Genomic DNA, 13712 nt, shown 5'->3' on the forward strand with positions numbered 1-13712 from the left:
CGCCCTTGCGTTGGGAAGCATTGCCGACGCATGGGGCAGGGGTGACATCGCCCGCGCTCCACGGCCTGCCGGCCACCATCGTCTTCGATCTCGACGGGACGCTTGTCGATACGGCGCCCGACCTGTGCGCCTCGCTGAACCATGCGCTCGGCGTGCTGGGTCGGCCCGGCGTGCCGGCCGAGGATGTGCGCCACATGGTCGGCCATGGCGCGCGCAAGCTGCTCGAGCGCGGCCTGGCGGCGAGCGGCGAGACGAATCCGGACCTGGTCGAGGCGGGGATGCCGGCGTTCCTCGCTTACTACGCGGCGCATATCGCCGACGGCTCGCGGCCTTTCGACGGCGTCGAGGCGGCGCTCGATGCACTGGCAGATGCGGGTTGCCGGCTGGCGATCTGTACCAACAAGCCCGTCAGGCTGTCGGCCGCGCTGGTCACGGCGCTGGGTTGGGAAAGCCGCTTCGTCGCCAACTTGGGCTTTGATTCGGTGCCGGCGCCAAAGCCCCATCCCGACCATCTGTTCGCCACCATCGCCGCCGCCGGCGGTGACCGGGGCGACACCATCTTCGTCGGCGATTCGATCACCGATACCAATACCGCCCGCGCCGCGGCCATCCCGGTCGTCGCCGTCAGCTTCGGCTTTTCGGATCGGCCGGCGACCGAGCTCGGCGCCGACCTCGTGATCGATCATTACGATGCCTTGCTGCCGGCGCTGCGGCGATTGCGGCGGTGACCGGCCTCGCGTGGCTGTGGCTGGCGCTCGTCGCAGTGGCAGCGTTCGTCGGCGGCCGATTGTCGGTGCGGCGGCAGGAGCTGGCTGAACCAGAACCATCTCCGCCTCCAGTTCCCGAAGCCGTGCCGGCCGATCGTATCAGCGTCGAAGCACTCGGCGACCCGGCGCTGATCGTCGATGGCGATATCGCCGTCGCCGCCAATGCCGAGGCGCGCCGGCTGTTCGGCGATCGTGTCGATGGCGGCGACCTGCGGCTGACGGTGCGCAACCCGATCATCCTCGACGCGATCGCCGAGGCGCGGGCCAGCAGCAGCAGCATCGAACGCGAGCTGTCGGGGCTCGGTAACGGTAATGCCGTCTATCGCCTGCGTGTTGTCGATACCGGTGATGGTCGGCAATTGCTGCTGTTCGACGACATTACCCAGGCCCGGCTGACCGAGCGGATGCGGGTCGATTTCGTCGCCAATGCCAGCCATGAATTGCGCACGCCGCTGGCGACGCTTTCCGGCTTTGTCGAGACGCTGCAGGGCCCGGCCGCCGAGGACGAGCCGGCGCGACATCGCTTCCTCGATATCATGGCGCGGGAGGCGGCGCGCATGTCGCGGCTGATCGACGACCTGCTTTCGTTGTCGCGGATCGAGCTCGACAAGCATGTCCGTCCAGTGGCGCAGCTGCAGGTGGCAGGCATCGTGGCCGATGTCGGCAAGACGCTGGCGATGCGGCTCGACGGGGACGAGCGCCAACTGGTCATCGAGGAGCGGCTGCCGTTGCCGCCCGTGGTCGCCGACCGTGACCAGATCCTGCAGGTCCTGCACAATCTTGTTTCCAACGCGCTGAAATATGGCCGCAACGGCACGCCCATCACCGTCGTTGTCGAGGCCGAGGCGGCCAGTGCGGCGCGGCCCGCGGTTGTCCGCATTTCCGTCACCGACATCAGTGAAGGCATTGCGCCCGAGCATCTGCCGCGGCTGACCGAGCGCTTCTATCGGATCGATTCGCAGCGTTCGCGAAAGATGGGGGGGACGGGCCTCGGGCTCGCCATCGTCAAGCACATCGTCGAGCGACATCGTGGCCGGCTGGAGATCGAAAGCCGGGCCGGGGAGGGGACGACCGTGTCGTTCACGCTGCCGCAGGCGTAGCGTTGACGGCGAGCGGCGTTGCAGGCGCAGCGGGCAATGTCACGAAAGCGCAATATAAGTGTCATAAAGCCCACATCAGGCAGCGTTACCGCGCATCATGTGGTTGCTTCCGATCATCGAATCCCGGCGCGCGGAGCGTCCTGCAGCAGATGATCGCCATCATGGCAACCGCGGCGACAGCCGCGCCACCGGCCAGCGACAAGCGCTTGGCAAAAGGCAGTGTGCACATGGCTGACATCATCGCCCATACCGTCAAGGCCTTCGACGATGACATGGCGCAGTTGCGTTCGCTGATCAGTCGCATGGGCGGTCTGTGCGAAACCCAGATCGCTGCGGCCGTCGGGGCGTTGACGACACGCAACGTCGATGCAGCGGCGGTGGTTGTCGCCGACGATGCCCGGATCGATGCGCTGGAATCCGAAGCCGAGGCGCTCGCGGTACGGATCATCGCCTTGCGCGCGCCGCTCGCCGACGACCTGCGCGAGATCGTTGCGGCGCTGAAGATCGCCGGCGTGCTCGAACGGATCGGCGATTATGCCAAGAACATCGCCAAGCGGGCCGGCGCCCTGGCGCAAAGCCCACCGGTCGAGCCGATCGTCATCGTTCCCGAAATGGGACGGGTGGTCATCTCGATGATCAAGGACGTCCTCGATGCCTATGTCGACCGCGATGTCGCGCTGGCGCAGCGGGTCAGCGATCGCGATCGCCGGGTCGACGATTTCTACAACAGCCTTTTCCGATCGCTGCTGACCTTCATGATCGAGAACCCGCAGTTCATCACGCCGTCGACGCACCTGCTGTTCGTCGCGAAGAACCTCGAACGCATCGGGGACCATGTCACGTCGGTTGCCGAGATGGTGATCTTTGCAGTGACCGGAGAGCGTCCGTCGGAACGCACCAAATCCGATGATACCGCCACGCTGGCGACCGATTTCTGATAGTGGGGAATGACCATGCGACCCAAGATCCTGCTTGTCGAGGACGACGCCAACCTGGTCGAGCTGGTCAGCTACAACCTTGAGAAAGAAGGCTTCGACGTTATCCGCACCGGCGACGGCGAGGAAGCCCTGGTGCTGGCGCAGGAAGACAAGCCTGACCTCGTCATCCTCGACTGGATGATCGCCAACCTGTCGGGGATCGAGGTCTGCCGCCGCCTGCGCCGCGCGCCGCTGACTGCCAATCTGCCGATCGTCATGCTGACCGCGCGGGCGGAGGAGGCCGATCGCATCCGCGGGCTGGAAACGGGCGCCGACGATTACATCACCAAGCCGTTTTCGCCGCGCGAACTCGTCGCCCGGGTGCGTGCCGTGCTCCGCCGCCTGCGACCGGCGCTGTCGGGCGGCAACCTCGATTATGCCGGCATCATGATGGACACATCGGCCCACAAGGTGACACGCGACGGCGCCATGGTGCAGTTGGGGCCGACGGAGTTCCGCCTGCTGCGGCATTTCCTCGAGCACCCCGGCCGGGTGTTCAGCCGCGAACAGCTGCTCGACGCCGTCTGGGGCCGCGATGTCTATGTCGAACAGCGCACCGTCGACGTGCATATTCGCCGGCTGCGCAAGGCGGTGAACGGGACCAGCAGCGGCGGCGAACTCCCCGATGTCATCCGCACCGTTCGCTCCGCCGGCTATGCGCTCGATGCCGATCCCGGGTCGGCACGCTAAGGCTCCCGAGTCGCGCTATTTGCGTTTGCCGATGCGTCGGCTAGAGCCTGCGCGACACACTCAGGGGCATTATTTTCATGACACTGCGTTTCGACAATCGCGTTGCGATCGTGACGGGGGCCGGCGGTGGCCTGGGCCGGGCCTATGCGCTCGAACTGGCGCGTCGCGGTGCCAAGGTCGTCGTCAACGATCTCGGCGGCGCCCGTGACGGCTCCGGCTCCTCGCTGTCGGCGGCGCAGTCGGTGGTCGACGAGATCACCGCGGCCGGCGGCGAAGCCATGGCCAATGGCGCCAGCGTGACCGACGAAGCCGCCGTCGAAAAGATGGTCACCTTCGTCAAGGAACGCTGGGGCCGCATCGACATCCTGATCAACAATGCCGGCATCCTGCGCGACAAGACGTTCGTCAAGATGAGCCATGACGACTTCCGCCAGGTCGTCGATGTCCATCTGATGGGCAGCGTCATCTGCACCAAGGCGGTGTGGGAGATCATGCGCGAACAGGCCTATGGCCGCATCCTGATGACGACGTCGTCGACGGGGCTCTATGGCAACTTCGGCCAGGCCAATTACGGTGCCGCCAAGCTTGGCCTGGTCGGGTTGATGAAGACGCTCGTGCTGGAAGGCGCCAAGTACAACGTCAAGGTCAACACCGTCGCGCCGCTGGCAGCAACGCGGATGACCGAGGATCTGATGCCGCCGGAACTGCTTGCGAAAATGGGCCCGGAAACGGTGGTACCGGCCGCCGTCTACCTGGTCAGCGAGGACGCGCCGACCAACGCCGTCATCAACGCCGGCGGCGGCGGCTTCGAGCGCAGCTATGTGACGCTGACCAAGGGCATTCATGTCGCGCCCGAGGACATGACCGCCGAGACCATCGCCGCGCGCTTCGCCGAGATCAGCGACCGGACCGGCGAAATGGTGCCCGATACCGGCGCAGCGCAGGGCGCAGTCGCGCTGGGCGGTCGGTAGCTTCGCTCCCCTCCTGCAATCGGGCGGGGACGGCAGCGCTACGCCTCGACCAGCTTGACCAGCCGCCGTTCGATCGGCGCCAGCACATTGGCGAGGTCCTGGCCGCGCTTCAGCACGACGCCGCCTTCGCCAAACAGGATCCATTCACCCTGTTTCAGTCGCAGGGCCGGGTCCTTGACGACGCGTACCTCGGGGTTTTCGGCGGCGCGGCGAAACGCCGAGAAACTTGCCGTCTTGGCGCCCAGGTCGATGGCATAGTCGCGCCAGTGGCCGGCGGCGACCATGCGGCCATAAAGCGACAGGATGCGATCGAGTTCGAGGCGGGTGAAGGCGACCTGCGTGGCCCGCGCCGGCAGCGGCGAGACGTTATCCAAGGGTCATTGTCCCCGCGGGCTTACGCCGAACGCTGCTTGTCATCGTCGGTGAGCGCATTAAGCCTCGCGCGCAGGTTTTCGACCTCACAGCGCAACAGTTCGAGCTTCTGGGTCTCGGGGTCGTACTTCTGGCTGCACGGTGTGCCATAGGGCATGAACGGCTTGGCATAGTCCCCGGCATCGACCGGCACCGGCCTGGCAGGGATGCCGACCATCGTGGCGCCTTCCGGCACGTCGCGGGTGACGACGGCGTTGGCGCCCACCCTGGCGCGCTTGCCGACCGTGATCGGCCCCAGCACCTGCGCGCCAGAACCGACGATCACGCCATCTTCCAGCGTCGGGTGGCGCTTGCCGGCGATGCCGTTGGCGGGGTCGGTGCCGCCCAGCGTCACGCATTGGTAGATGGTGACATTTTCGCCGATCACCGCAGTTTCGCCGATCACCACAAAGCCGTGGTCGATGAAGAAATTGCGGCCGATGGTGGCGCCGGGGTGGATGTCGATCGCGGTCAGGAAGCGCGAGAGGTGATTGACGACTCGCGCAACGAAGAACAGCCGGGCCTGGAACAGGCCATGGGCGACGCGATGCAGGCCGAGCGCCAGGACCCCCGGATAGGTCAGGATCTCCCATCGCGACCGCGGCGCCGGGTCGCGGGATTTGATCGAATCGAGGTAGGCGAGCAGGGCCATGGTCGGTCTCCCGCGGTCGCCATTCGGCGTTCCGCATCACTATCTGAGTCTTACCCGGTTTCGCGAGACGACGCCAGCCGGGACGGAACGGCGTAACGATGGCCGGCGTTCCATTCACCAGGCAAGATCAATGGAGACAGGATGATGGCGGAATCGCAGGACGGCAAGGGCCCAGGCGAGCACGCCGAAGCGGGTGACGCGGGTGCAGCGCGGCGTGCCGCCGAGACGGGGCCGCGGGAAGACCGCGATCGCTGGGCCGCAGCGCGGCCGCCGGGCACCGAGGAAGCCCACGACCGCGCCGGGTCCGACCGGCGCCGCGGGTTGGCCGATGATGGGGGATTGGTGGAGGGAGAGGACTGAGCCTCCCCCTCCTGCTCGCCGGCCGGGACTTGGCGACCGGTTCGGCGAGCCGCGCTCCTTCGACCCGAAGGGAGCGCGATCAGACGGCCTGGAGCGTCCGCGAAACGGCGTGGACGACGGCAGCGATACGGACGGCAGCCTGGATCTTGTCGGCGCCGATATTGTGCTGGGCCAGCACCTTGTCATGGGCATCGATGCACATGCCACAGCCGTTGATCGCCGAGACGGCGAGGCTGAAGAGCTCGAAGTCGGCCTTGTCGATGCCCGGGGCGCCGATGACGTTCATGCGCAGCTTTGCCGGCATCGTCTTGTAGTCGGGGCGCGAGGCGAGATGGATGAAGCGATAATAGACGTTGTTCATCGCCATCACCGAGGCGGCGGCCTTGGCGGCGTTCATCGCCTCGGGTGTCAGCTTGTCGGCAGCCTCGGCTTCGATCGCATCGATCACCGGCTTGTAGGCACAGGCATGGGCGACCGCGACGAAGGTGCCCCACTTCTGCTGGTCAGTAAGCAACTGCTCCGAAACCAGGCTGGAGACGTTGAGGCGCTGGTCCTTGGCATAGTCGGGCAGCGTCTTGGCAAGTTCTGAAAAGAGCATGGCGGTTCCTTGCCGCGGATGCCGCGGGTTTTAAAAAAGTTGTTTCTGCGGTGGAAGGGGGTCGCTGCCGCTGGCGTGAGACCCCCACCCGCTCGCCTCAGTGGCGAGTCGCCTCCCCCCTGAGGGGGAGGACCCAGGTCAGGCTGCCGGCCGGAGCGTCTCGCCGCCTTCGACCCAATTGCACGGGCACAGCTCGTCGGTCTGCAGCGCGTCGAGGATGCGCAACGTCTCCTGCGGGTTGCGGCCGACGTTGAGGCCGTTGATCGTCACGTGCTGGATGATGTTGTCCGGATCGATGATGAAGGTCGCGCGCAGGGCGACGCCAGCGTCCTTCACGACGATGCCGAGGGCATCGGCAAGCAGCTTGGAGTTGTCGGCCAGCCAGGGGAAATCGGCGGCGGCGAGGCGCTCGTCCGACTTGCGCCAGGCGAAGTGGACGAAATCGGTGTCGGTCGAGGCGCCGATCAGGACCGCGTCACGATCTTCGAAGTCACCCTTGAGGTCGCCGTAGCCGATAATTTCGGTCGGGCAGACGAAGGTGAAATCCTTGGGCCAGTAAAACAGGATCTTCCACTTGCCGGGATAGGCGGTGGTAATGTCGAGCGTTTCGCCGTTGGGCAGGGCGCCGACACCCTGCTGGACGGGCAGGGTGAACGAGGGGACGGTATCACCGACGGTGAGGGCCATTTTATGCTCCAGTGGTTTGAAAAAAGCGGAACGCAGAACTGCGAGACCGTCACATGGCGACGCAGGTTGCAGAAAGCCAATCGATAATCTTGACGTTACAAATCGAGTGAGCCGATAAGTGGCGGATGACATTCCTGCCGACGCTGAAGCAACTGCAATATCTGACCGCGCTACACATCCACGGCCATTTCGGGCGTGCCGCCGATGCCTGTTTCGTCACGCAATCGACGCTGTCCGCCGGCCTGCGCGAGCTTGAGAGCCTGCTCGGGGTACAGCTTGTCGAACGCAACCGCCGTGTTGTCCGCTTCTCGCCGCTGGGCGAGCAGGTGGTCGCCAAGGCCTATGAGGTGCTGCGCGAGGCCGATGCGCTCGCCAGCCTGACCCGCGCCGCGGGCACGCCGCTCGCCGGGCCGCTGCGGCTGGGCGTCATCCCGACGATCGCGCCCTATCTGCTGCCCCGCGCGCTGCCCGCGGTGCGCGCCGCCTATCCAGAGCTGAAGCTGTACCTGCGCGAGGACATGAGCCAGGCTGCCTGTGAAGCGCTGGCGCGCGGCACGCTCGACGTGGTGCTGCTGGCGCTGCCCTGGGACTGCGGCGCCGTCGACATGATGGAATTGTTTACCGATCCGTTCTTCCTGGTCTTTCACCCCGGCGACATGATCGATCCGCCGCCGACGGTGGCGCCGGACTCCATCGACGATTCGCACCTGCTGCTGTTGGAGGACGGCCATTGCCTGAAGGACCAGGCGCTGGCGGTGTGCGGGCGGCCGGAACTGCGCGCCGATCCGACGGCGCGCGGCACGTCGCTGGTGACGCTGGTGCAGATGGTCGCCGGCCGGCTGGGGCAGACGCTGCTGCCGAAACTGGCGCTCGATGCCGGCATCATCGATGGCACCGGCCTGATCGCGCGGCCGCTGGCCGGCGGTGCGGCGCGCACGGTGGCGCTGGTCTGGCGCCAGGGCAGCCCGCGCGCCGCGGAATTCCGGCTGCTCGGCGCGGTGTTGCAGGCGGCGATGGACGGCGCGGTGGACAGGCCGGACGCCCCGGCTATGGTGCCCGCAAATCATGGGGAGAGTGTTGGATGAAGGCTGTATTGTGCGTCGAACATGGGCCGCCGGAGAAGCTGGTGGTCCAGGACATCGCGACGCCGGAGCCGGGCAAGGGCCAGGCGCGGGTGCGTGTGCATGCAGCCGGCGTGAATTTTCCCGACACGCTGATCATCCAGAACCTGTACCAGTTCAAACCGGCGCTGCCGTTCTCGCCGGGGGGTGAAGCCGCCGGCGTCATCGATGCCGTGGGTGAGGGCATCACCGACCTGAAAATCGGCGATCGCGTCGTTGCGATGACCGGCAACGGCTGTTTTGCCGAACAGGTTATCGCCAATCGCGCCCAGCTGGTGCCGATCCCCGGCGAAATGCCGTTCGACATCGCCAGCGGTTTCACGATGACGTACGGCACCTCGCACCATGCGCTGAAGCAGCGCGCCCGCCTGCAGCCGGGCGAGACGCTGCTGGTGCTCGGCGCCGCCGGAGGGGTCGGGCTGACCGCTGTCGAGCTCGGCAAGGTCATGGGCGCGAAGGTCATCGCGGCCGCCTCGTCCGACGAGAAACTGGCGCTTTGCCGCCAATATGGCGCCGACGAGACCATCAACTATGCCACCGAGGACCTGAAGGATCGCATCAAGGCGCTGACCGGCGGCAAGGGCGTCGATGTCGTCTATGATCCGGTTGGCGACCGTTATGCCGAGCCGGCGTTCCGCGGCATCGCCTGGAACGGTCGCTACCTCGTCGTCGGATTTGCCGGGGGCGCCATCCCGTCGCTGCCACTCAACCTGCCGCTGATCAAGGGTGCCAGCATCGTCGGCGTGTTCTGGGGCGCCTTCACCCAGGCCGAGCCGGCGCTGCACCGCGAGAACATGGCCGAGCTGCTCGCCTGGTACAACGAAGGCAAGTTGAAGCCGCATGTCTCGAAGCATTTCACGCTCGACGAAGGCCCGGCGGCGATCCGCTGGATGATGGACCGCAAGGCGACCGGCAAGGTCGTTCTCGACGTTTAAGGCTGCCATATGACGTTGCGTGACGTTTACCCGCTGTATCTCGCCAACAAGGCGGAGCAGCCCAACACCGACCTCGCAGTGACCGACAAGTTCACCGGCCAGGTCGCGACTCGCGTCGCGATGGCCGACGCTGCCACGATCGATCGGGGTATCGCCGCGGCGGTGGAGGCGGCGGCGCCGATGGCGGCAATGGCGGCCTATGAGCGCCAGGCGGTGCTCATGCACTGCGTCAAGCGCTTCACCGAGCGGCAGGAAGAGCTCGCCCATGCGCTGTGCATCGAGGCGGGCAAGCCGATCAAGGATTCGCGCGGCGAGGCGGGGCGCCTGATCGATACCTTCCACATCGCCGCCGAAGAGAGCGTGCGGATGACCGGAGAGGTCCAGCCGCTCGACATTTCGGCGCGCGCCAAGGGCTATCAGGGCATGTGGAAGCGCGTGCCGATCGGGCCGTGCAGTTTCGTCTCGCCGTTCAATTTCCCGCTCAATCTCGCCGCCCACAAGATCGCGCCGGCGCTGGCGGTCGGCTGTCCGTTCGTGATGAAACCAGCGTCGCGCACGCCGCTGGGGGCGCTGATCATCGGCGAGGTGCTGGCGGAAACCGACCTGCCGCCGGGCGCTTTCTCGATCCTGCCGGCGCGCCGCGAGGGCGCCGACCTGTTCACCACCGATGACCGGCTGAAGTTGTTGTCGTTCACCGGTTCTCCCGATGTCGGCTGGGACCTGAAGGCCCGGGCGGGCAAGAAGAAGGTCATCCTCGAACTCGGCGGCAATGCCGCTGTCATCATCGACAAGGATGCCGACCTGGAGGACGCCGCCGAGCGCGTCGTGTTCGGGGCCTTCTACCAATCGGGCCAGTCGTGCGTCGGTGTCCAGCGTATCATCGTCCATGACGCGGTCTATGATGCCTTCAAGGCGCTTCTGGTCGGCAAGGCGGAGAAGCTCGTCTGCGGCAATCCGCTCGACGAAAATGTCTTCATCGGGCCGATGATCGACGTGAAGGAAGCGGCGCGCCTGGACGACTGGATCAACGAAGCCGTCGCCGCTGGCGCCACGCTGCTGTGCGGCGGCACGCGCGACGGGGCCATGCTGGAGGCGACGCTCCTCGAGGCGGTGCCGGCATCGGCGAAGCTCTATCGCGAGGAAGCCTTTGGCCCCGTCGCCATCTTCTCGCGCTTCAGCGATATCGACGCAGCGCTGGCGGAGGTCAACGACAGCCGTTTCGGGCTGCAGGCCGGTGTCTTCACCCGCGACCTGTTCCACATGCTGAAGGCCTGGGACCGGCTGGAGGTCGGCGGCGTCATCATCAACGACGTGCCGAGCTACCGCGTCGACAACATGCCCTATGGCGGCGTCAAGGATTCGGGGCTGGGTCGCGAAGGCGTGCGCTTTGCGATGGAGGACATGACCGAGATCCGCAACATGGTCATCCGGCGGCGGCCGCAGGACCTGTAGCGGCGATGGCGCGGTACTGCACCACCGCCGCGCGCGACGGCAGCCATAATGTGCCCACCCCGTCGGGCGTCGGCACCCGGCGATAGCCGCGCGACCGCGCCCAAGCGGCCAATCTCGCGTCGGGCTGGCGTCGGCGGTTGACGCCACTGGCACCTTCATAGCCGGTGAGCAGCGCCGCCGGCGGGTGCCGGTCGAGATCGGCAGCCAGCGTCTGCGGCGCGGTCATCCGCCAGCGTCGCAATTCGGCGGTGCTGCGATCGCCGGCGGTCCGATAAAACGCTGCCCCGCCGGCGAAACGCGGGTCGAAACGGCGGCCGGAATCGACCACACGGGCGACCGACAGGCTGGCAATCGCGCCTGGGCCAATGATTTGCGCGCCCATCCAGCGGGCATCGGCATTCACCGCCAGCGCTGCCGGGACGCCGGCGCGCTGCCAGGCGACGCCGCCGATGGCGAGCAGGACGACGCCGGTGACGGCGGCGACCGACGTCAACGCCGGTCGGGCCAGTCGCGGCATCCGGTCGATGTCGCGGCCGAGCAAAACGAACAGCGGCGGCAGCATCGGCATGAAATATTGCGGCCAGGTCGGGGTCGGCAACAGGGCGCCGATGATGGCGCCGAGCAGCAGGGCCTCGAGCAGCCCGAACCGCCGGCGCTGCATGGCGACGACGGCCACCAGCACCAGCGCCGGCAGCGCCGGGCCCTGCGCGAGGGCGACGATGCTGTCGAACAGCTTGCCGGCGAGCGTCAGCCGGGCGTCGAGGCCATTGCCGAGATACCAGGCCGGCGCCGCCTCGACGGCGAAGCGCAGCACGCCATAGTCGAAGACGCCCGGGTTGGCGGCGCGGGCGGCAAGGCTGGGCAGCAGGCCGAGGACGCCGCCGCTGCCATAGGCGAAGACCGCGGCCCAACCAGCCCGGGAGCGCTGCGACAGTGCCTGCCAAGCCAGCCACAGACCGACGGCGGCAAGCGGCGGCGCCAGGCTGATCTTGGCGCTGGTGGCAAGGCCCAGGGCAAGGCCGGCGAGTAACAGCCGTGTCCGCCCCGGCGAGCCGGCCAGGGCCCAAAGCGCCAGCGCCATCAGCGCCGTCGGCAGTGCATCGTTACGAGCGACCCGCGCGCCATAGGCGAAGGGGACCGAGAAGGCGAGCAGGCCGCCGGCCCAGGCCGCCGTGCGGTCCCCGGCCCCGTGGCGCCGCAATGCGCCATAGACGCCGATGATCGTCGCCAGCCCGAATGCGGCGTTCGCCAGCCGCAGCGCGAGCAGGGTCCAGCCGGGGGTGATCGCCGCCAATGGCCCGAGGACATAGGGCTGCAATGGTGTCTGCAGGTACAGGAAGTCGCGGAACGGCAGCAGCCCCTGTCCGGCCAGGGCAGCGGCCGCGACATATTGGTCTTCGTCATGGTTGATCGGCTGCAGCAGCACCATCAGGGCGAGCCAGCCGGCGAGTGCCAGGACGGAAAAGTATCGCGGAATTGACATGGTCCGGCTTGGAAACGCGCGGCATTGACCGCAAGGTCCGCCGATGACCGAAAGCCTTTCAGAACGCGGTGCCGTCGATCCGCGGCCGCTCATCCTCACGGCGCTGGTGGAGCCGGCCGTCCAGGCGCGTTTCGAGGCGCTGCGGCGCGCCCATTATCCGACGGCGCTGAACCGCGTGCCGGCACATATCTCGATGTTCCATCACCTGCCGGGACGCGAGCTGGACGCGGTGAAGCGCCGGCTGAAGGCGGTTTGCGCCCAGGTGCCGCCGCCCGAGATCGCCGTTAACGGCCTGCGCTCGCTCGGCGGCGGGGTGGCGCTGAAGTTGCAGTCGCCGGCGCTGGAGGATGTTCGCGCCGAGCTGGCGGCGGGCTGGAATACGCTGCTGATCCCGCAGGATCGCGCCGGCTATCGCCCGCACATGACGGTGCAGAACAAGGTGACATCGGCCGCGGCCAAGGGAACGCTGGCAGCGCTGGAAGCGACGTTCGTGCCGTTCGCCACCCGTGCCGTCGCCATTGCCATCTGGCGCTATCTCGACGGCCCGTGGGAAGCGCTGGGCCAGGTGGCCTTCAGGGGGCGTTAAGCGGCAGCGGCACAAGGCAGCATACCGCGCCGCTCCCCGCTTGGCGGTGGCGGTCGCATCAGCTAAGGCAGGCGCCATGAAATCCTCACCCGCGTTCCGTCCGGTTCTCGTCGCCCTTGCCGCCACGCTGGCGCTGGCCGGTTGCGCTACCAACAAGGGCCGCAAGGACCAGAGCTATGTCGCGCGCGATGTCGAGACGTTGTATCTCGTCGCGCGCCAAACACTGGAAAAGCGCCAGTACAAGCTCGCCGCCGCGCAGTTCGACGAGGTGGAGCGCCAGCACCCCTATTCGGTCTGGGCCCGGCGTGCCCAGCTGATGAGTGCCTTTTCCTATTATGTCGCCGGCGACTTCAACGAAAGCGTCAGCTCGGCGCAGCGTTTCCTGTCGTTGCACCCGGGCAGCCGCGAGGCACCCTATGCCTACTACATGATCGCGATCAGCTATTACGAGCAGATCACCGGCGTCGATCGCGACCAGCGTATCACCCAGCAGGCGCTCGATTCGCTCGGCGAACTGATCCGTCGTTATCCCAACACCGATTATGCCGCCGACGCGCGTTTGAAGGTCGATCTGGCACGCGATCACCTTGCCGGCAAGGAAATGGAGGTCGGGCGCTTCTACCAGCGGCAGGGCCTGTACCTGGCAGCGCTCGCCCGGTTCCGCACCGAAGTCGAACGCTATGACACCACCAGCCACACGCCCGAGGCGCTGCATCGGCTGGTCGAATGCTATCTGGCGCTGGGCATCCCCGAGGAAGCCCGCAAGGCCGCCGCGGTGCTCGGCAGCAATTATCCCGGCTCGAAATGGTACCAGCGCAGCTATGCACTGATGGCCAAAAAGGCACCGGGCCAGATGGCGGTGGCTGCCGGGGCCTGAACGCGGAACGGCCCCGCTGCGCGGCTGCGCAACAGGGCCGTTTCT

At 66.9% G+C, this 13712-nt stretch carries 15 protein-coding genes; 10 read left to right on the plus strand and 5 right to left on the minus strand.

The genetic code is table 11. From position 1 onward, the window contains the following. The first annotated feature begins 41 nt into the window (after positions 1 to 41). The 5 genes from gph (at position 42) to ACP7AI_RS00425 (ending at position 4505) form a co-directional block, all read left to right on the plus strand. Complete coding sequence (gph, locus tag ACP7AI_RS00405) at positions 42 to 728, plus strand: phosphoglycolate phosphatase (protein ID WP_426162843.1); 687 nt, start codon at positions 42 to 44, stop codon at positions 726 to 728. Then, positions 725 to 1867 (plus strand): ATP-binding protein, encoded by a 1143-nt coding sequence (locus ACP7AI_RS00410; protein ID WP_426162845.1) that lies wholly within the window; start codon positions 725 to 727, stop codon positions 1865 to 1867. The genes gph and ACP7AI_RS00410 overlap by 4 nt, the downstream gene beginning before the upstream one ends. Positions 1868 to 2094: 227 nt before the next feature. Further along, positions 2095 to 2805, plus strand: coding sequence for a phosphate signaling complex protein PhoU (gene phoU / locus ACP7AI_RS00415; protein ID WP_426162847.1), 711 nt, complete (start codon positions 2095 to 2097; stop codon positions 2803 to 2805). A gap of 15 nt (positions 2806 to 2820) precedes the next feature. Next, on the plus strand, positions 2821 to 3534 hold the full coding sequence (gene phoB, locus ACP7AI_RS00420) for a phosphate regulon transcriptional regulator PhoB (RefSeq protein ID WP_426162849.1): 714 nt from the start codon (positions 2821 to 2823) through the stop codon (positions 3532 to 3534). A gap of 77 nt (positions 3535 to 3611) precedes the next feature. After that, positions 3612 to 4505, plus strand: a complete 894-nt coding sequence (locus ACP7AI_RS00425) for an SDR family oxidoreductase (protein WP_426162851.1) — start codon at positions 3612 to 3614, stop codon at positions 4503 to 4505. 38 nt (positions 4506 to 4543) lie between these two features. Here ACP7AI_RS00425 and ACP7AI_RS00430 read toward each other — a convergent pair whose 3' ends face one another. The 4 genes from ACP7AI_RS00430 to ACP7AI_RS00445 form a co-directional block, all read right to left on the minus strand. Next, a complete protein-coding gene (locus ACP7AI_RS00430; RefSeq protein WP_426162853.1) occupies positions 4544 to 4879 on the minus strand; it encodes a DUF2794 domain-containing protein in 336 nt (111 codons plus the stop codon). A gap of 20 nt (positions 4880 to 4899) precedes the next feature. Next, positions 4900 to 5568 (minus strand): serine O-acetyltransferase EpsC, encoded by a 669-nt coding sequence (epsC, locus tag ACP7AI_RS00435; RefSeq protein ID WP_426162855.1) that lies wholly within the window; start codon positions 5566 to 5568, stop codon positions 4900 to 4902. Positions 5569 to 6007: 439 nt separating this feature from the next. After that, positions 6008 to 6526, minus strand: a complete 519-nt coding sequence (locus ACP7AI_RS00440) for a carboxymuconolactone decarboxylase family protein (protein ID WP_426162857.1) — start codon at positions 6524 to 6526, stop codon at positions 6008 to 6010. A gap of 138 nt (positions 6527 to 6664) precedes the next feature. Further along, the gene (locus tag ACP7AI_RS00445) at positions 6665 to 7213 is read right to left on the minus strand and encodes a peroxiredoxin (protein ID WP_426162859.1); all 549 of its coding nucleotides are present in this window, start codon (positions 7211 to 7213) and stop codon (positions 6665 to 6667) included. Positions 7214 to 7338: 125 nt separating this feature from the next. On the opposite strand from ACP7AI_RS00445, the gene ACP7AI_RS00450 reads away from it, so the two are divergent. From ACP7AI_RS00450 to ACP7AI_RS00460, 3 genes are read left to right on the plus strand one after another with little or no spacing between them, the layout of a single operon-like run. Further along, complete coding sequence (locus ACP7AI_RS00450) at positions 7339 to 8298, plus strand: hydrogen peroxide-inducible genes activator (RefSeq protein WP_426162861.1); 960 nt, start codon at positions 7339 to 7341, stop codon at positions 8296 to 8298. Then, positions 8295 to 9269 carry an NADPH:quinone oxidoreductase family protein gene (locus tag ACP7AI_RS00455; protein ID WP_426162863.1) on the plus strand — a complete coding sequence of 325 codons (975 nt, stop codon included), beginning with the start codon at positions 8295 to 8297 and terminating at the stop codon, positions 9267 to 9269. The genes ACP7AI_RS00450 and ACP7AI_RS00455 overlap by 4 nt, the downstream gene beginning before the upstream one ends. A 9-nt stretch (positions 9270 to 9278) precedes the next feature. Further along, positions 9279 to 10721, plus strand: coding sequence for an aldehyde dehydrogenase family protein (locus tag ACP7AI_RS00460; RefSeq protein WP_426162865.1), 1443 nt, complete (start codon positions 9279 to 9281; stop codon positions 10719 to 10721). Here the strand turns inward: ACP7AI_RS00460 and ACP7AI_RS00465 are convergent. After that, positions 10693 to 12204 (minus strand): glycosyltransferase family 39 protein, encoded by a 1512-nt coding sequence (locus ACP7AI_RS00465; RefSeq protein WP_426162867.1) that lies wholly within the window; start codon positions 12202 to 12204, stop codon positions 10693 to 10695. The two genes, ACP7AI_RS00460 and ACP7AI_RS00465, sit on opposite strands and share 29 nt — an antisense overlap. A gap of 43 nt (positions 12205 to 12247) precedes the next feature. Here ACP7AI_RS00465 and ACP7AI_RS00470 point away from each other — a divergent pair, with 43 nt between their 5' ends. Together ACP7AI_RS00470 and ACP7AI_RS00475 are read left to right on the plus strand one after the other, a co-directional pair. Continuing rightward, positions 12248 to 12790: a 2'-5' RNA ligase family protein gene (locus tag ACP7AI_RS00470; protein WP_426162869.1), complete on the plus strand. Its 543-nt coding sequence runs from the start codon at positions 12248 to 12250 to the stop codon at positions 12788 to 12790. A 76-nt stretch (positions 12791 to 12866) separates the two neighbouring features. After that, the gene (locus ACP7AI_RS00475; RefSeq protein WP_426162871.1) at positions 12867 to 13667 is read left to right on the plus strand and encodes an outer membrane protein assembly factor BamD; all 801 of its coding nucleotides are present in this window, start codon (positions 12867 to 12869) and stop codon (positions 13665 to 13667) included. Positions 13668 to 13712 lie beyond the last annotated feature (45 nt).

It is taken from the genome of Sandarakinorhabdus sp. DWP1-3-1 (assembly GCF_049896705.1).
In the GTDB taxonomy this organism is placed as follows: domain Bacteria; phylum Pseudomonadota; class Alphaproteobacteria; order Sphingomonadales; family Sphingomonadaceae; genus Sandarakinorhabdus.